Genomic DNA, 20,327 nt, shown 5'->3' with positions numbered 1-20,327 from the left:
CTAAATTTCTTATACAGTCTCGTACCCTTTCAATTTGTTTAAAGAACCTTTGATTTTAAGATAATAGTCTTGTCCTATATTTATTTCCATACACAATCATTAATTCGCTATGTGGTATGGTTCAATTAAAATACCCTCTTACTTTACTCTGTACTCTTATTATTACCCTCCATTTTTCAACTACCCTCTACGCCCAATCTCAACATGATGTCGATGATATTCTAGCCAGCCAAATCCTCGATGAAACTGAATCATCCCACAATATCTCAGAATATGCTGAAGTCTTAGCCCAGTTAAAAAGAAGACCGTTGGACTTGAATAAGGCTACTGAGCAGGACTTTAAACAATTAATCTTTCTTTCTCAATTACAAATCCAACAAATTTTAGCCCATCGAAATAAAATTAAATCCTTTATCTCAACCCTGGAACTTCAAGTAATTCCAAGTATCAATGCTGAAGTGTATGAACAAATATTACCCTTTATTAAGGTCAAAGAGGATCTCCTGGAAGGAAAATCAACTATCCCTAAAATGATTAAAGAAGCATCCGGTTCCTGGATGCTGACCTATGGTCGTGGTCTACAAGTACCCCGAGGCTATGAAATATCAGACCCCAAACGATCCCGATATTTAGGAAGTCCAGATAAGGTTATCAACAGATTGAGGTGGAACTGGTCAGAAGGATTCAAATTTGCCCTCAATATGAAAAAGGACACCGGCGAACCCTTTTTCAAAGAGAAGCAAACCCAAGGTTTTGACCATTATTCTGGATCGATCAGCATCCATAAAATTGGGAGGTTCGAAAAGATAATCCTCGGAGATTACTTATTGCAATATGGACAGGGACTTGCCCTTTGGAATGGTCCTGTCTTTGGAAAGGGGGCTTCAGTAGCTCATATTATGCAAAATGGATTGGGACTTAAGGCACATACTGGCTTGATGGAAAACAAATTTATGCGTGGAATGGCTGCTCAACTCAGAATAAAGAATTTGAATGTTACTCCTTTTCTCGCTTATAATCACTTGTCTGCGAGTATCCATGCAAAAGGCAATCGTCCCTTTGTCAGCAGTATAAATTATTCTGGATTACACCGGACCCCTTCTGAATTAAAGAACCGCCATAGTTTACAACAGTTGGTATATGGTGTAAACTTGAGTTTTCAACCCGAAAAATTTAAAGTTGGACTCAACTTTCTCAGTACTCAATTTGACAGGTACCTGAAATTGAATAACCGCGATTATAGTCGATATAGGTTTGAAGGAACTAACCTCCATAATATTTCCATGTATTACCAATACAACCTCTATAATCTGTTAGCTTTTGGTGAATCGGCTTATTCATTAGGAGCGGGGTGGGCGAATAACCATGGGTTAATAGCCGGTCTCGGTAGAAAATTCTCGGCCTCACTCGCATATCGTAATTATGGAAAAAGTTATCATAGCTTCTTTGGCCAATCCTTTCAGGAGCAATCAAATCTCGCCAATGAAATTGGATGGTCTGCTAGTATTTCCTTTCATCCTAATCGTAATATCGAATGGATCAATAAACTAGATTATGTACAATTTCCTTGGTTAAAGTTCAGAACCAGTAGTCCTTCTTCTTCTGTACATGGTCAAAGTCAATTGAGCTATATCTGGTATAAAAAAGGTCACCTAAAACTGCGATACCAATATAAATTTTATCAAGAAAATTATCCTAGCCATTTTAAATCAGTAAATCCAATTGCTGATGTGGCTAGACAACAAGCTAGAATCAGTTTCCTTTTTAAATTAAATCGAAATCTGCAGATTGGAAATCAAATGGAAGGAAAGCAATTTCATAAATCCATGGTCGCCAAACAATATGGCTTTTTTGTTTTTCAAGATCTCATCTGGAACAGACCCAGATGGAAAATGGGCGGTAACTTACGATTCGCTTATTTCAATGCTGATTCCTATGAGGCCCGATTATTTGCCTATGAACGAGATGTACTCTACTCTTTTTCCTTTCCTTCATATTTTAGGAAAGGATTTCGATTCTACATCAATCAAAAATTTAAACCCTTAAAAGGATTTGATATTTGGCTCAGGTATGCAATTACGACCTATGGAAACCTGAAAGAATTCGGCTCGGGTCTTGACAAAATTATTGGAAATAATAAATCAGACTTCAAGGTTCAAATACGATACGCTTGGTAATGCATGAAATACAATCCCTCAAATATAACCAAATCCCCTTTTTTCGAATATTGTTGTTTTTCTCTTCTGGAATCTTAACGGCATTTTCCATTCCTTGGACTTATTCAGGTTTCCTAATCTTGATTTTTTGCATAATCTTCCTTCTACTTCTTAGTTCCTTATCTTATCTCACAAATAAAAAATCTCGCCTTAATTTATTGCTGTTTCCCAGTTTGTTTTGTCTGGGAATGCTAAGTATGGCTAGTAAGTTTTCTTGGGATAAGCCAGTTCTTGATAAAATGTGCCAATGCACCGCCAGACTATTAGATAACCCAATCCGACATGGAGAAATTCTGCGTGCAAAAATTGAAATCCTTCATCTAAATCATCTCTCAGGTAAAAAACAGTTGAGCATTTTGGCTATAGCTAATATCTGGGATAAAGATTCGACCATTATTTCAGTTAAAAAAGGCGACTTTTTGCAATTTCATGCAAAAATCCAACCTTTAAAGCCTGCATATAATCCTAATCAATTTGATTATTCGCAATACCTCAAAACGAAAGCTGTGAATTATCAGGTATTTATTCCAATAAACCATTTAATCATCCATAATAACGAAAAGAAAAATCTCCTGGAAAATTGGCTACTAGATTTGCAATTGATCCTTCAAAAGAAATTTAAAAGATTTATTCATGATCAGGCGACCTTTCAAATAGGAAGCGCCATTAGTTTCGGCTATCGATCCGAAATATCTGATGATATTATGGAGGTCTTTTCAAACACCGGAACAATCCATGTACTGAGCGTCTCAGGATTCCACGTTAGTATGATGTTTTGGTTTTTGACCTTAATCTTAAAACCTTCTGACCTTCTTTTTAAAAACAGAAACTTCCGTCTTGGTTTTATCTTTTGTTTTATTTGGTTCTATGCAATGATTTGTGGATTCGTGCCGGCGGTTTTAAGAGCCTCAGTCATGTTTAGTCTATTCTTGATAGGTTATTGGAGATATCAGGTCCCCGTTTCATTAAACGCCGTCTTTTCATCCGCATTCCTGCTTCTGCTATATGATTCCTATATGTTATTCGATATTGGATTCCAATTATCCTACCTCGCTGTCATTGGAATTCTCGTTTTTCAACCCATTTTGAAAGGTCTTTTTTATACAAAACATAAAATAGCTAATACGATCCTGGATCTGGTTTATGTGTCTCTTTCTGCTCAAATCACAACCACCGCCTTAGCTATTTATTATTTCCACCAATTTCCAACCTCATTCCTGATTTCTAATATCTTAATCACATTTCCTTCGACCTTAATTCTGATTATTGCTGCCCTTCTCGCAATTTCTCCGTTCGAACATTTAAATATTTTCTTTGGACAATGCCTTAGCCTATGTATCAAATGCACTTTTGAATTCTTGAAACTAATTGATGCTATTCCCTTTTCAAGCATCAAGGGCATTCCCTTAAACTCAACCCTCACTTGGATAGCCTATTTAAGTATTCTCTTGTTCTTATTCGCAATTCGGTTTAAACGTAAAGTAATGACCTACCTTTCCCTAATCTTTTCCATCTTTACCATGGCTTCATCTTTATTATTGCGGATGGAGAATAAATCCTTCAAGGGAATCAAATTCTATAATACTAAAAAGGACTTCAGTTTTGCCATCATTCAATCGGGATCGGTACATCTTATCAGTTCCTGTGATTCTATTAATCATAAAACATTGAAATTCAATATATGGCCTGATTTGAAGAACTATTCTGAACTTAAAAATATTCATTTCACAAATCTGAAACCAGATAAAGAAAATCAATATATCCAGTTAATGGACAGTGTCGATTTATTTATCCAAAATTCGCAGACTAGTCACCCCTCCAAATCTAAAATCTTATTGCTCAGAAAAAACGCAACCTTAGCAAGAGACATAAAAGCCGATTTTATCCTAATCGACGGATCAAATTCTTCTCAATATATACATAGAATAAAAGAACGCTTGGAACTTGAAAACAGGCCATATTACATATTGAAGGATAATTTTGCGTATGTTTGGAATAGCGAATAACAATGGAAAAAACAAGCTTATCTGTTTTAAAAGAATATTGGGGATATGACAAGTTCCGACCTTTACAGGAGGAAATTATTCACGAAATTCTAATTGGAAATGACACCTTAGCATTAATGCCTACAGGTGGAGGTAAGTCTATTTGTTTTCAGGTTCCTGCCTTGCTTAATGAAGGAATCTGCATCGTCATCAGCCCTTTGATCGCTTTGATGAAGGACCAGGTTGAAAATCTACGTAAAAGAAATATTCAAGCGATTGCCATCTTTTCCGGTATGTCTCATCGAGAGGTAGATATTGCCTTGGATAATTGCATATTTGGAAATATTAAATTCCTTTACCTCGCACCTGAAAGGTTATACAATGACATGGTTCAGGAAAGAATCCGCCACATGAAGGTGAACCTGATTGCTATCGATGAGGCTCACTGTATTTCCCAATGGGGTTACGATTTCCGACCTTCTTACTTAGAACTCATCAAACTTCGGGAGCTACAACCAAAGGTTCCTATCCTCGCATTAACGGCAACAGCAACGCCTAAAGTGGTTGCTGACATTCAAGAGAAACTCGGGTTCAAATCCGAAAATGTTCTTTCCAAGAGCTTTCGAAGAGAAAATCTAGCCTATATGGTTTTCAATGAGGAAAATAAGATGGGTAGAATGTTGAAGGTTATCTCCAAAATTGGTGGGACAGGAATCGTATATGTCAGAAACCGACGCGAAACCCAAGAAGTAGCACGCTATCTGCTGAATCATGGAATTCCAGCTGATTTTTATCATGCCGGATTAGATATCAATACCCGTTCAAAAAAACAAGAAGCATGGACCAATAACCAAATTCGGGTAATTGTTGCTACCAATGCATTTGGAATGGGAATAGATAAAGCGGATGTCAGATTTGTTATCCACCTGGACATCCCAGACTCCTTGGAAGCGTATTATCAAGAAGCAGGACGGGCAGGCCGAGATGGTAAAAAAGCTTATCCAGTTTTATTATATCAACAAGCCGATCGAAATGAACTCTGGGAAAATATTGACCTGAACTTCCCGGACTTTCAATATATCCAGCAAGTATACCATCACCTTTGCAATTATTTCCAAATTGCCTACGGTGCCGGAAAAGGTTTGACCTTTGATTTTGATGTGCTGGATTTTGCCAAGCGTTATAAACTAGAGGTACTAAAAACATTGAGTGCCTTCAAATTCCTTGAAAGAGATAAATGGCTGACCTTAAGTGAAGCGGTATATATTCCTGCACGATTAAAATTTGAAGTGGATTTCCAAGAACTCTATAAATTTCAAGTGCAAAGTGCGGCCTATGATCCTTTGATTAAGACCATATTACGATTGTACGGTGGGGTTTTTGATTATTATGTCCCAATTAATGAATTTGAAATCGCTAAGAAATTATCCAAACCCCTTGAGGAGGTCCAGCGAATGCTTAAGTATCTCCAACAACAGGAATTGGTTACTTATATTGCTAAAACCGACTCACCCCAACTTCAGTTCCTGCAAGGACGTGTAGACTATAAAAACCTCTATATTGACACCCAATTTATTGAAGAAAGAAAGCTTATCAAAGAAGAACAGATCAAAGCTATTTATCAATATTTGGATAGCAAAGCTTGCCGTAGTTTGAGCTTACAGCATTATTTTGGTGAAGAAGCAACTGAACCCTGTGGCGTATGTGATCTCTGTGTGGTAAGAGAACATAAGGTTGGAATGTCCGAATCTATTGAGAAGAAAATCCAATTCTTACTGCTTGATAAACCTCGATTATTACATGATTTGATTGAAGAAATTGAAATTGGAAAAGATGAAGATCGACTCCGAGTTCTTCGAAATTTGTTGGATACTGAAAGAGTCAAGCTAGAAAACGACCTTTACCATTGGAACGCCCTGTAGACCACATTTAATTACCTAGTCTTTCCTAAGTTGTTGTATTTCCAAGCTTTAACGTTTCATGCTCATTAAATACTTGTTTTTTGGGGTTTGTATATTGATAAAAAAATATGTTATCTTTAATACTAACCAAATAAACTTTGTATGGAACAATTTATCATCTATTTACCAGCAGCACTCGCTGTATTGGGTTTATTATTTATGTTTGTCAAAGCAGGATGGGTTCGTAAGCAGGATGCTGGTGACGGCAAGATGCAATCCATTTCCAAGAGTATTCAAGAGGGAGCTATGGCTTTCCTTAAGGCAGAATACCGAATCCTCCTTATTTTTGTTGTAATCGCTTCGATTGCACTTTTCATCGTTTCTACCCTGGTAGAGACTTCCCATTGGATTATCGTGGTTGCATTTATCTGTGGTGCCTTCTTCTCCGCCTTGGCAGGGAATATTGGTATGCGGATCGCAACAAGTGCCAATGTCAGAACAACCCAAGCAGCTAGAACCAGTCTTCCACAAGCCCTGAAAGTTTCCTTCTCTGGAGGTACCGTAATGGGATTAGGCGTAGCTGGATTAGCGGTATTGGGATTGAGTATTTTCTTTCTGTTGTTCCTGAAAATGTTTTTGACCGAAGGTGGAAACTTCTATTTGGAAATGACCGTCGTTCTGGAAGCCCTGGCAGGCTTTTCTCTAGGTGCTGAATCCATTGCCCTTTTCGCTAGGGTAGGTGGAGGTATCTATACCAAAGCAGCCGACGTGGGAGCAGATTTAGTGGGTAAAGTGGAAGCCGGAATCCCTGAAGATGATCCCCGAAACCCAGCAACAATTGCTGATAACGTAGGTGATAATGTGGGAGATGTTGCAGGAATGGGAGCCGACCTTTTTGGTTCTTATGTGGCTACCGTATTGGCATCAATGGTTTTGGGTAACTATATCATCAAAGATATGTCTGAAGTGAATGGTTCACAATTCACCGATGCATTCCATGGAATGGGACCAATTCTTCTTCCAATTGTGATTGCAGGGGTGGGTATTCTAGCATCTATTATCGGAACGTTCTTGGTGAAAGTAACCTCAAATGATGCAAGAGAAAACCAAGTTCAGAAAGCCTTGAATATGGGTAACTGGGCTTCGATCTTATTAACAGTCATTGCTTGTTTCTTTTTGATCCAATATATGCTACCTGAGGTTATCCAAATGAAGTTCTTTGGTGAAGGTTATCAAGATGTCCCTCGAATGAATATTTTCTATTCTACTATCGTGGGATTGGCAGTGGGTGGTTTAATTTCATCTTTTACAGAATACTATACTGGTCTTGGTAAAAAACCAGTTTTAAATATCGTTCAAAACTCCTCTACAGGTGCAGCAACTAATATTATTGCTGGTTTGGCAACAGGAATGAAATCGACAGCTTCTTCCGTAATCTTATTTGCTTTGGCAATTTGGGGTTCCTACGAATTGGCTGGATTTTATGGTGTAGCTATTGCTGCTTCTGCCATGATGGCGACTACTGCCATGCAATTGGCAATCGATGCTTTCGGACCAATTGCTGATAATGCCGGTGGTATCGCAGAAATGAGTGAACTTCCTAAGGAAGTGCGTCAGCGTACGGATGTATTGGATTCTGTTGGTAATACGACCGCTGCGGTAGGAAAAGGATTTGCCATTGCCTCTGCAGCATTGACCGCCCTTGCCTTATTTGCAGCTTATGTAACCTTTACTGGAATCGATGGAATTAATATTTTCAAAGCTGATGTACTGGCAGCATTGTTTATCGGTGGTATGATTCCTGTCGTATTCTCTGCCTTAGCCATGCAATCTGTTGGTAAAGCAGCAATGGATATGGTAAACGAAGTAAGAAGACAATTCCGTGAAATTCCAGGAATCTTGGAAGGAACAGGAAAGCCTGATTATGGTAGATGTGTGGATATCTCCACTAAAGCAGCATTACGTGAAATGATGTTGCCTGGAGCAATCACTATCATTACACCAATCATTGTTGGATTTGTAATGGGACCTGAGGCTCTAGGAGCTTATATGGCTGGTGTTGCGGTATCTGGTGTAATGTGGGCCATATTTCAAAATAATGCCGGTGGAGCTTGGGATAATGCCAAAAAATCCTTCGAAGCTGGGGTTATGATCAATGGTGAAATGACCTTCAAAGGTTCTGATGCACATAAAGCAGCAGTAACTGGTGATACAGTAGGAGACCCTTTCAAAGATACTTCTGGACCTTCCATGAATATCTTAATCAAGTTGACTTGTTTGGTTGGGTTGGTGATTGCCCCAATTCTGGGTGGTCATACCATTGCTGAAAATGCCAAAAAAGAAAAGCTAGAAACAAAAGAAAAAGTGGTAGTGGTAGATCATAAACCACTTATCACTAAAAATAAATAAGCATTAAACCTTTCTAAAAATAAAAGCCCTCTATAGCAATTTACGCTTTAGAGGGCTTTCGTTTTTTCAGCCTATTATTCCCTACTTCACAATCCTGATCACCTTATTAGCTGACCTTGCATTGACCGTTGGGTCATACATGCTTTCAATACCTGTAATCCCAGAATTGAATAGGCCAATGTTATTTGCTTTGACCTCATATTCGAACGTCCTTTTTCCTTTTGGCAAGGAATTGAAGAAATAGTTGGTCGATGCATCCTTCAAGGTAAAATAGAAGTTGTTTCTCCAATTGTAACCTGAAGGGACATATACAGACTCAACACCCGCCGGACGACTATCCTTCAAGTGCACATACTCCAGGTCCTGATCGTTGATGACCGTTATGACCACCTTGATCCTTTCTCCGAGTTTTGCCTCTTCGCTCTCCATCCATTTACCATTCCGCTCTACCATGTACTGTTTGCTGACCTTGATGTCATTGGTTGAACTTTTTACCTCTGATACCGGCAAGAAATACTGGTGGAAAACACCTCCGAACACTGTCCGGTCATTGTCGTTCTGTAATTGTATGGTTCTATTTTTCTGCAGGTCCTCTTTGGTAAAGGTTTTGGATACCTGTCCCAGAACAACGCTGTCCAACTGTGTCTTCTGTCCATCAACCAATACCTTCACCGTGTTTTCCAAGCTAAAGTCCTTCGGATTATTGGTCAACAGGAGACTGTAGACAGCATCCACCGTCATCCAGGTGCTGCGCCAATAATTGGCTTCCTTCTTGAAGAAAATCCACTGACTGATGGCATTCAACTTGCTCGGGTCATATAATTTATAGGCCTCCAGCATATAGCTCTGTAAGCTGATATCATTGTAATGTTTACTGTTGCTTTCCCAGTACCTTCCCTTTTCAGGATCCAGGATCACCTCTTGTTGAATCCTGTTCTTGATTTCATTGGACTCTTTTGATACGCCAAACAATTGGTTTACCACCCATGCCTTGGCGGCATAGCCGGCAGGACCCTTGGCGGTAATGATCGGAGCCTTGGCAATCTTGGCCTTGAGGACCTCACTGTTCTTCTGCGGAACCTTGACCTCTGAATTCCAGAAATGACGGGCATATAGATAATCCAGGGCAATGCTCGCAGATGCTTTCTCCCTGGTGATGCTGCTGTCCTGATCCAGGTAGTTTGCCAACCTGCGCATGCTACCGTTCATCTGCGGATTGACCAGGTTGTGATCGAGGTAGAATACCTTTCCGACCACCTCCAATATTCTCATGGAGATATGGGTATCTGTTTTTCCGCCCTCAAACCAAGGGAAAGAACCGTTGTCCAATTGACCACGCAATATCTTTTGTTCGATTCCCTTGAGCTCGGTTTCGATATTGGAATTGAACAGTTCCGCTATGGCCTCCAATCTCTTGCTGTCATGCTGTATGTCGCGAAGCCAAGGCATTTCTTGTAACTTCAATTCGCTGAGCTGCGCATTCTCCTCCAAGCGGCTCTTGGTATCCTTTGCCTTGATCGATTTAAAATAATCGGAAATGGCCGGATAGTGCTTGCCGATGTATTGTACCATCTTATAGCCGAACCATTTGCTGGTAGACTGTTCGGTACATTCATATGGATAGTTCTTGAGGTAATCGATGGCAGAGATGATCTCCAGGATCGGGTTGCTTTGAACCTGAACCTTGGCCTGCAGGTTGTTCTTTCCAGCTGATTCGATATTGAAATCTTTCTTTTCGCCAGCCTTCAAGGCGATCTTCTGGGTCTCTGCTATCAATACCTTGTTGGATAATATTGGCAGTTCCATAATCTCCCCATCGGAGTATTCTGCACTTGCAGCGACGATTTTGACCTGCACTGCAGGATATCCCTCCGGGATATTGAGCTTCCAGGACACCGTTTGGTTATTGCTCTTCTCGACAGTAAAATCCGTCGAGATAGCGCTGACCACAAACTTGTCGCTGATGTCGGCATTATCCACCGGATTGATGATCTCAATCTTCGCTTTTCCTTTTTGGGCCTTCTCACTTAGGTTCTGTACCTGCGCGAAGATCTCGATCTCATCGGACTCCCGGAAATACCTTGGCAGGTTGGGACATATCATCAATTGTTTCTGCGTCTGGGTAAAGAACTGCGCAGACCCTACTTCCAGGTTCTTGCCATGGGCGAACAGCATGAGCTTCCACTTGGTCAAGGCCTCAGGACTGTCAAACTCGAAACTGATGTTGCCATCCTTGTCGGTGTACAGGTTAGGGTAGAAGAAGGCTGTTTCCTGAAGATTCTTGCGCGCTTGGACTTTAGAAAGGTTTACGGATAATTCCCAAGAATTTATCTCAGACATACCAAAACCTTCTATTTTTGAATCGAATTCTCCTCTTGGAGGTTCATCAACTTGATTTAAATATGCTGGAGACCATATCGCCTCAAAATCATAATACCTGTTGTAATTTTCTAAATAAGAAATATCACCTTGATTTAATATTGAGGAATCCCACAAATCGAAATTATTTATTTCATGGAAATTTAAAACATTCCTTGGAATGTAAAGATTGATATAATCTTCTTCATCACGCGCTTTCAGCAAAGTATAAAAGGCATTATGTCTAATCGCGTATGTTCTTAAATCGTAATTAAAATCCCAACGTATTGAGTAGTTTGTTTTATAAAATTCATCCAAGGATATATCATACATAGTTACTAATACAGTGGTTGGGATTGGTTTATCTTTCAGGGATATATTAAAACTCCATTTTTCCTTGCTACCAGGGTGTATTTTACTTCTAAAAGTATTTGCCTTTATTTTTAGTTGATTATTTTCCTGATGTAAAGGTATTGTTATGCCAAGGTTTTGTGTCTTATTTTCATTGATTAATGTAGCTTGAAACTGATAGTAATTACTGATTTTTAAACTGTCCAGTAAAAAAGAATATGAAGAATGACCATTCTTAATAGGAAGAATAATGGTTTCAAATCTTTGTTGGTTATCAAATGGAACTAAAAGAACCTCCTTAGCATTTTTAAAATCAGTGTAAAAGTCAATTGTTACCCAATCGTTGATGAGATAGCGTTCCTTATCAAATTTGTATACTAAAAAGTTTTTGTTACCCTTTCTGCCTGTTATGCTATCTTCTAACTGAAACCATTTATTACCTAAAATGGTAGAATCAGTGCCATCAATGGCTTTAATGTAATAACTCCCTGAAGGAAATAATTTTGGATCGATCTTGATAGTCTGTGAAAGTCTGGTGTCAAAAGGGTAGGTTACTATAAGACTGTCTTTTGGAATTTCAAAGTCTTTTTTCGTTACTAGTGTAGGGAAATACTTAATGTACTCCTCGGGTGTAAAAATATGAAATCCTTTCTCATCGAGAAATTTAGTGGAAGAATACCAGCTGGAAACCGAGATCGTGCTAGGTTCTGGTCTTTTAAAAATTTGAATTTTTCCAGAAATATTTACATTCTCTTGGTTTTCATTTTTACCAGCTATTTCGATTTCATCAAATTTGCTGGTAAATAATTTTTTATTATCTATATCTATTATTGCATTTCCGAGAATATCAGAATAAATATAATGGGTATATGCCTCTTGGGATTCGCCGGTTGGGCCTGTTGCAAAAGTATTCAATAAAATACTATAGCCTTTGAAATCTGCAAAAAGACTATCATTTAGTGGAACCTTAATTTTAAGAGTTCCATCTTTTTCAGTTTGTAAAGTTCCTGAAGGAAGTTTGAAATATTCCGAGCTCGGGTCATGTGTAATTACATTTATTGTATAAGAAACCGTTGTTCCACTTAATTTTACTCCAGAAAATGTCTCCACCCATCCAGTAAACTCCGCCGTATCATTCGATGTATAGGTATCTTTAATTTTATTGAGATAAATCTTGAATGTCGGTCTCTTATATTCATCTACTCGGAAACTTGAAGAGCTAATAAAATGATTTCCTTCTTTGACAATGATCTGGTAAAGGGCAAGTTCTGTTTTTTCTGGTAGAACAAATTCTCCATGTATTGATCCAAAACTATCTGTAGTTTGGACCACAGAGTCCAATAGTTGGTTATTGTTAGTTTTTATTAGCACTTTCAATGTTTTCCCCGCTAATGTTTTCCTGTCAAAAGTATTGTTTTGATAACTGATTACCTTGAAGTGAACTTTCTGACCCGGTCTAAAAATATTACGATCAAGTAGAATTTTTGCATCGTAATCCAATTGATTCTTATAAGCCCGATCCCCTTCATAAAAATTGTTGGTCCTACTATAAACTAGATGTTGGTTTTCTTCTGGGAGGAAAATACCGATATCTTCAGCATAAAATTTAACTGAATCTGTAGGGATAGGAAACGATATTTCTCCAGCATGATTTGTATTTGTTTCTGTTAAAATAGTATCTCTAGTATTTATCTTAACGATTTTCAGCTTTTTCTCTTTGTAAGTCTCGCCATTTTTCCGATTGGCAAGGAATGTATAAAATATATTACCTCCATCGACAGCCTTTTCAATCGAAGTCTTAAAAAAATAGTCAGTCACTTCAAACTTGGATTCTGCTACTATTTTATTGATATCATTATTTTGAAATTCAGAATTGTTTGAAATCAAGATTCGATATTTTCCAGCAGTTAATGGGTTTATTTTGAAGTAAGTAGTATGGATTTGGAAATCATCGAATGGTTTCAATGCAACTTCTTCAGAATAGATTTCTTTTGAATTGCTAATTAAATCGCTGAATCCAGCTGTTGAATTTGAATAATAATCTATATCGTTTTGGAACTTGAAAACTTTCACGTATATCTTTTCAATATGCCTTACTGAAAGAACTATGGGAACATATTCGTTGGTAGGTATGGAGGAATTATGCTTGAGATTTAATTTTACATCATTAAAGGTATGAATCAATGAATCTAATTTCGGTGCCCAAACTGAGTTTGGATATAGTTTTTTTCCCTTCTTTAAATACCTTACCTGTAATTTAGGATTCATAAAACTAAGTCTTTCTGCCAACATTATATAGATTTGAGCATTAAATTGACTATTAGTTTTTTGAATAATTCCTTCGTAAGCTTCTATTATACCCGATGTATCTCGGTCTTCTATATATAGGTACTTAGCCAGGAGGTTGGCGGATGCATCCTCAAACCCCATCTTCTTATTATAGGCAAGAATATCTGTTAATAGTTTATTGGCATGATCCAAATTGTTCTTTCTGTCCATAAGTAAAAACTTTAAATAGGTGTCCAGATTGAAATGATATAAACTAGGTTGAATAGAAAGATTGTTGGAATCTTGCATTAATGGTTGCCATTTTTCCATAGGTTGTTTTAGGAGAATATTTTTATTGGCAATAGTTTTTTTGAAGAGACTATCTATGATTTTTAATTTCCTTTCCCTGGTTGATCCCAGAAATTCATTATTGGTTTTGGATGGACTCTTTTTAATATTATTTAGAAGAAATAAGGCATAAGCTTGATATAGTACTGCTCTTTGAACTTTATTTTTTCCCTTAATGTTCCGGATAAAATGTTGTTCTATTTTTTCGAATAAGTCTGCATTAGTAACATTTTCCCTGAGTCCCATGGTTTCCGCGAGAATTATCCTTACCTCTAGGGCATCATCTTTTCTTCCTTTAGAGGACTTCTTTATTTCATTTAAAATTGGGATAGTTTCTTTGTAATTTCTAACACTTTGCAAATGGTTGATTTCTTTCCATTTTTCTCCACTATCTTGTCTAACTGTCTGTGAAAAAGCTAAAAACGGGAGGATAAACAATAATATTTGTAGGATTATTTTCATGAATTAATAATTGGCGTTCTTAATTTAAGATGCATCCTAATATTGTTTTTCATAAAATTATTTTAAATAAGCTTGACTTGGCAGTAGAAAGGGAAGTCTTTAATAAAATGAGAAGGGCAATTGATATCAATTGCCCTTCTCATTTTATTTCTAATATTCCCTACTTCACAATCCTGATCACCTTATTATCTGACCTTGCATTAACCGTCGGGTCATACATGCTTTCAATACCTGTAATCCCAGAATTGAATACACCAATATTATTTGCTTTGACCTCATATTCGAACGTTCTTTTTCCTTTAGGCAAGGAATTGAAGAAATAGTTGGTCGATGCATCCTTCAAGGTAAAATAGAAGTTGTTTCTCCAATTGTAACCTGAAGGAACGTATACAGGCTCAACACCCGCTGGACGACTATCCTTCAAGTGCACATACTCCAGGTCCTGATCATTGATGACCGTTATGACCACCTTGATCCTTTCTCCGAGTTTTGCATCTTTGCTCTCCATCCATTTACCATTCCGTTCCACCATGTACTGTTTGCTGACCTTGATGTCATTGGTTGAACTTTTTACCTCTGATACCGGCAAGAAATACTGGTGGAAAACACCTCCGAACACTGTCCGGTCATTGTCGTTCTGTAATTGTATGGTTCTATTTTTCTGCAGGTCTTCTTTGGTAAAGGTCTTGGATACCTGTCCCAGAACAACGCTGTCCAACTGTGTCTTCTGTCCATCAACCAATACCTTCACCGTGTTTTCCAAACTAAAGTCCTTCGGATTATTGGTCAACAGGAGACTGTAGACAGCATCCACCGTCATCCAGGTGCTGCGCCAATAATTGGCTTCCTTCTTGAAGAAAATCCACTGACTGATGGCATTCAACTTGCTCGGGTCATATAATTTATAGGCCTCCAACATATAGCTCTGTAAGCTGATATCATTGTAATGTTTACTGTTGCTTTCCCAGTACATTCCCTTTTCAGGATCCAGGATCACCTCTTGTTGAATCCTGTTCTTGATTTCATTGGACTCTTTTGATACGCCAAACAATTGGTTTACCACCCATGCCTTTGCGGCATAGCCGGCAGGACCCTTGGCGGTAATGATCGGAGCCTTGGCAATCTTGGCCTTGAGGACCTCACTGTTCTTCTGCGGAACCTTGACCTCTGAATTCCAGAAATGACGGGCATATAGATAATCCAGGGCAATGCTCGCAGACGCTTTCTCCCTGGTGATGCTAGTATCTTGATCCAGGTAGTTTGCCAACCTGCGCATGCTACCGTTCATCTGCGGATTGACCAGGTTGTGATCGAGGTAGAATACCTTTCCGACCACCTCCAATATTCTCATGGAGATATGGGTATCTGTTTTTCCGCCCTCAAACCAAGGGAAAGAACCGTTGTCCAGTTGACCACGCAATATCTTTTGTTCGATTCCCTTGAGCTCGGTTTCGATATTGGAATTGAACAGTTCCGCTATGGCCTCCAATCTCTTGCTGTCATGCTGTATGTCGCGAAGCCAAGGCATCTCTTGTAACTTCAATTCGCTCAGCTGCGCATTCTCCTCCAATCGGCTCTTGGTATCCTTTGCCTTGATCGATTTAAAATAATCGGAAATGGCCGGATAGTGCTTGCCGATGTATTGTACCATCTTATAGCCGAACCATTTGCTGGTAGACTGTTCGGTACATTCGTATGGATAGTTCTTGAGGTAATCGATGGCAGAGATGATCTCCAGGATCGGGTTGCTTTGAACCTGAACCTTGGCCTGTAGGTTGTTCTTTCCAGCTGATTCGATATTGAAATCTTTCTTTTCGCCAGCCTTCAATGCGATCTTCTGGATCTCTGCTATCAATACCTTGTTGGATAATACCGGCAGTTCCATAATCTCCCCATCGGAGTATTCTGCACTTGCAGCTACGATTTTGACCTGCACTGCAGGATATCCCTCTGGAATCTTGAGCTTCCAGGACACCGTTTGGTTATTGCTCTTCTCGACTGTAAAATTCGTCGAGATAGCGCTGACCACAAACTTGTCGCTGATGTCGGCATTATCCACCGGATTGATGATCTCAATCTTCGCTTTTCCTTTTTGGACTTCCTCACTTAGGTTCTGCACCTGCGCGATGATCTCGATCTCATCGGACTCCCGGAAATACCTTGGCAGGTTGGGACGTATCATCAATTGTTTCTGCGTCTGGGTAAAGAACTGCGCAGACCCTACTTCCAGGTTCTTGCCATGGGCGAACAGCATGAGCTTCCACTTGGTCAAGGCCTCAGGACTGTCAAACTCGAAACTGATGTTGCCATCCTTGTCGGTGTACAGGTTAGGGTAGAAGAAGGCTGTTTCCTGGAGGTTCTTCCGCGCTTGGACTTGGGAGAGGTTATCCTCAGCCCCTTTTTGGTTTAAACTCTCCTCAGCAGGATTATAATTTTGAGCTTTTAAATCAGCGTCCTGCATGCCGTTTGTCGTTACAACTTCTGCAACTACCATATCTTCAGCAATTGGTTCAGCATCTGCTCTAATAGATTTTGCCGATAAACTGGCTCTTCCTCTAACTCCAGCTGAAGAATCTTCAACACCATGGGTTGTTCCTCTTATAAATCCAGATACTTTGGAACTACCATAACCAAAAATTCCACGATTTAACCAATAGTATGCCCATAATTCATAATTATTAACCAATGCTAAGTCAGTCCCAACTACTTCAATATTAGGGTCAATTATTCCATAAGATTCTGAGGAAGATTTTGCATAAAATATATACGATAAATTGTAATAACGATAGTAAGAAGGTGAATACCTGTCAAAATAGGTAGAATAATAATTAACTCCGAATATGTCTAAGGACATATCGTACATCGTGGCTAACACCTCTGCTGGTAATACCTTATCCTTTTGAAGGATGTTGAAGCTCCATTTCTCCTTAATTCCTGGAAGAATTTTGTCCCTAAAGCTACTTATCTTAATCTTCAAGTCTTGATCATCACTTTTTTTAGGAACATGGATAGGAAAATTTTGAATTTGATTGTTTACAATTAGCAAGGCTTCAAATTGATAACCTCGTGAAAACTTTTCTTTATCAAACTTAAACTCATAGGTAGCTTTTCCCTGTTTTACCGGAATACTCAAGGTCTCTTTTTGACCAAAGGAATTACTTGGAAATAGAAATATCTCCTTAGCATCGGGTTCATCCGTATAAAAATTTACTTTGACCTGCTCATCCAAACCATAATTGACCTTATCGAAAGAGAAAGTTAGAAAATCATAATTGCTAGATTTTTTGGTAATAGGGTCAAAAACCTTCACATTTGCTTGACTTCTAATTGTGTCTTTTCCTTGGATTGAAACGACTTCCACATAATAATTTCCTTTTGGGAACAAGGTAGAATCAATTTTTACTAATCCGGTATCTCTAGTGTCAAATGAATATGTCTTTATCAATTCCGATGGTTTCTTTTCAACTAAGGATATATCGAATGATTTCGGAAATAATTTTTTGTATTCATCATTACTGAATAAATGATAATCAATCCCTCTGAAAATATTATTATCCTGAACAGGTAAGGTTATTCCTGCTTCCGGATATTTATAGATTTTTAACTCCCCAGTCATGGGAAGTGCTTGATTGTTTCTATTTACCGTACTAAGGAATATTTTACTCCATTTACCAGCTTCTACCAAGGTTGGGCCTTGAATATTTATCAGCCAAGGTTTGTCAGAGTAGGTGTAAAATACGGATGCTTGTTGCATTTCACCAGTCTGGTTGACTGCCTCAGCTGTAATACTGATATTGAATTCTTTCAGTTTATTTAAAGCCGTGTCTTCCAATGGCACCTTGATCTTAAACTTCCCTAGATCATCCGAAACCACTGAACTATCAACTAAAGTAAACCTTGTGTAATTTGGTTGATAAGAATAAATATCAACCTTGTAATTTATGGTTGAACCTGAAAGCGCAACTCCAGAGTACGATTCAATATTTCCAATAAATTCAGCGATGTCTGAACGTTTGTAAGTTTCCTTATTAGTCTCAAATCTGACACTAAATGTTGGCCGTTTGTACTCTTCTACACTAAATGAATAATACCCTATTTGTTGCCCTTTATCTTCAATCAAGATATTGAAACTTCCTGCTAAGGTATTGCTTGGAATCTTAAGTTCGCCATGAACAGATCCAAACGTATTACTCGTAAGGTTTAGGGAATCCACGGTCTGGCCGTTGGCATCTTGTAAAAATACTTCAAGTTTTTTTCCCTCAATAACCTTTCCCGATAAGGAATTATTATTGTAAACAATGCCTTTGAAGTAAACCTTTTGGCCAGGTCGATAAATACTTCGGTCTGTTAGAATTTTTGTGTTAAAATTTTCAGCCTCTTCTTCCTTTTCATCGTATCTAAAACTAAAATCCTGAGGAGCATCTGTCTTGATGAATTGCTTTTCATCAGCAAGATAGACCATTACTCCTGATTGAAATTGGAAATAGAAATCCTCACTAATATTTATTGAAAATTCCCCATGCTGGTTAGTCTTAACCTTGTGTAAAAGCTTTGGCGCTTTGCCAGTGTTTAAATCATAAATCTCAAAGTTTTTATTTCCATAGGCTAAACCAGTTTTACGATCGATAAACTGCCCGTTTAATAATCTTTTAGAAAGATTTACTTTCTGAATAGCTGAAAAATTAAACAAATCAGAAACTACAAAACTTGAAGATTCAACACTATTGAACAGCCCATCATCCTTAAAATCTGAATTGTTTGAAATTAGAATAACATAATTGCCATAGGATAATGGATTAATCTTATAGATGGTAGAATGATCACTATAATCATCATAGGTTTTGATGGGAATCTCTTCAGAATAAACTTCTTTAGCGTTAATTCCGACTATTTTAGTTAAACTATCTAATTTAACCTTGTAGTTTATGTAGTTGGTCGGAGTATTAGTAACATTGAAAACTTTCAAATATAACTTTTCGGCATTCCTATGGGAAAGCTGTATTGGACTGTTTTCCTTGGAAGGAATGATTTGAGAATTTGAAAATTGAATTCTCACACTCTTATATTGGTTGATAAGAAATTCAACATCCTTAATCCATGCAGAATTTGGATATTCTTGTTTTGCCTTGGCCAAATATTCTACAGCCGATTTTTTATCATTCCTTTGACTAAAGACTTCTGCTATGCTGATGTAAATGTGGACATTATAATCGCTCTTATTTTGAGTGATTATGTTTTTGAGTGCCTTGATTAAATCATCATTTTTAAGCCTATCAATAGATAAATTATTGACCAATAAATAAGAAGTTGCATCGGCATAACCTGCTTTTTTGTTGATGCTAATTAAATCTTTGGATATTTTCTCAATCTTTTCTGCATTCTTTTTTCTATCAAATCTCAAAAATGCTAGATATGGATTAATATTAAAATGATATAAAGTAGGACTAAGACTTAAATTTTTGGATTCAGTGAATAAGGACTTCCAGTTTTCAATAGGTTGCTTCAAGAGTAGGTCTTTGTTCTCCAATGATTTATTGAATATGGAGTCCAAGATTTTATACTTGGTTTCCTCATCTGCCTCTAAAAATTTATTCTTGCTTTCACTGAAATATTGCATATTACTACCCAGAAACTGAGCATAGAAGCTATAAAGTATACTTCTTTGAACTCCCTCCGTTTGATCGATGCTTTTTTGAAAGTGTTTTTCAACTTTATCAAAAAAATCTTCTTGCGTCGTGTTTACTTTAAGCAATTGACTCTCCGCTAAAATGGCGCGAATCTCCATAGGACCATCCTTTGCCTTCTTAGCGTAAGCCTTTATTTCATGCAATAGCGGGGTAGTCTGTTCATAATTCCCAATAGAAATTAATCGGTCTACCTCTTTCCATTTTTCATCAATCATGTTTTTAGTGTTAATTCCCTGACTGAATAACAGGAGTGGGGTGAGTGCAAATATTAATAGAATAATTCTTTTCATAAATCATAAACCGTTAGATAGTAACCATTTTCCAGATGGATGCAGAAAAATA

The 20,327-nt window shown here is 37.9% G+C and carries 6 protein-coding genes; 4 read left to right on the top strand and 2 right to left on the bottom strand.

Translation table 11 applies throughout. The features are described 5' to 3' along the window. The first annotated feature begins 116 nt into the window (after positions 1-116). The 4 genes from ACF3OC_RS14945 to ACF3OC_RS14930 all read left to right on the top strand — a co-directional run bounded on the left by ACF3OC_RS14945 (position 117) and on the right by ACF3OC_RS14930 (position 8,511). The gene (locus ACF3OC_RS14945; protein ID WP_392469672.1) at positions 117-2,177 is read left to right on the top strand and encodes a ComEA family DNA-binding protein; all 2,061 of its coding nucleotides are present in this window, start codon (positions 117-119) and stop codon (positions 2,175-2,177) included. Next, positions 2,177-4,222, top strand: coding sequence for a ComEC/Rec2 family competence protein (locus ACF3OC_RS14940; protein WP_392469670.1), 2,046 nt, complete (start codon positions 2,177-2,179; stop codon positions 4,220-4,222). Before ACF3OC_RS14945 ends, ACF3OC_RS14940 begins: the two co-directional genes overlap by 1 nt. Positions 4,223-4,224: 2 nt before the next feature. Beyond that, positions 4,225-6,123, top strand: coding sequence for an ATP-dependent DNA helicase RecQ (locus ACF3OC_RS14935; RefSeq protein ID WP_392469668.1), 1,899 nt, complete (start codon positions 4,225-4,227; stop codon positions 6,121-6,123). A gap of 141 nt (positions 6,124-6,264) precedes the next feature. Then, the gene (locus tag ACF3OC_RS14930; RefSeq protein WP_094256175.1) at positions 6,265-8,511 is read left to right on the top strand and encodes a sodium-translocating pyrophosphatase; all 2,247 of its coding nucleotides are present in this window, start codon (positions 6,265-6,267) and stop codon (positions 8,509-8,511) included. An 81-nt stretch (positions 8,512-8,592) separates the two neighbouring features. Here the strand turns inward: ACF3OC_RS14930 and ACF3OC_RS14925 are convergent, their stop codons facing one another. After that, positions 8,593-14,298, bottom strand: a complete 5,706-nt coding sequence (locus ACF3OC_RS14925) for an alpha-2-macroglobulin family protein (protein WP_392469667.1) — start codon at positions 14,296-14,298, stop codon at positions 8,593-8,595. 160 nt (positions 14,299-14,458) lie between these two features. After that, entirely contained in the window at positions 14,459-20,275 is a 5,817-nt protein-coding gene (locus tag ACF3OC_RS14920) for an MG2 domain-containing protein (RefSeq protein WP_392469665.1), read from the bottom strand. Positions 20,276-20,327: the final 52 nt, after the last annotated feature.

It is taken from the genome of Sphingobacterium cellulitidis (assembly GCF_043187465.1).
In the GTDB taxonomy this organism is placed as follows: Bacteria; Bacteroidota; Bacteroidia; order Sphingobacteriales; family Sphingobacteriaceae; genus Sphingobacterium; species Sphingobacterium cellulitidis.
This window is presented reverse-complemented; position numbering and strand designations above follow the sequence as displayed.

What these genes read in the sequence shown, in the direction of transcription:
- ACF3OC_RS14945 (WP_392469672.1), top strand. Translation starts at nt 117, where the DNA reads ATGGTTCAATTAAAATACCCTCTTACTTTACTCTGTACTCTTATTATT.
- ACF3OC_RS14940 (WP_392469670.1), top strand. Translation starts at nt 2,177, where the DNA reads ATGCATGAAATACAATCCCTCAAATATAACCAAATCCCCTTTTTTCGA.
- ACF3OC_RS14935 (WP_392469668.1), top strand. Translation starts at nt 4,225, where the DNA reads ATGGAAAAAACAAGCTTATCTGTTTTAAAAGAATATTGGGGATATGAC.
- ACF3OC_RS14930 (WP_094256175.1), top strand. Translation starts at nt 6,265, where the DNA reads ATGGAACAATTTATCATCTATTTACCAGCAGCACTCGCTGTATTGGGT.
- ACF3OC_RS14925 (WP_392469667.1), bottom strand. Translation starts at nt 14,298, where the DNA reads ATGAAAATAATCCTACAAATATTATTGTTTATCCTCCCGTTTTTAGCT.
- ACF3OC_RS14920 (WP_392469665.1), bottom strand. Translation starts at nt 20,275, where the DNA reads ATGAAAAGAATTATTCTATTAATATTTGCACTCACCCCACTCCTGTTA.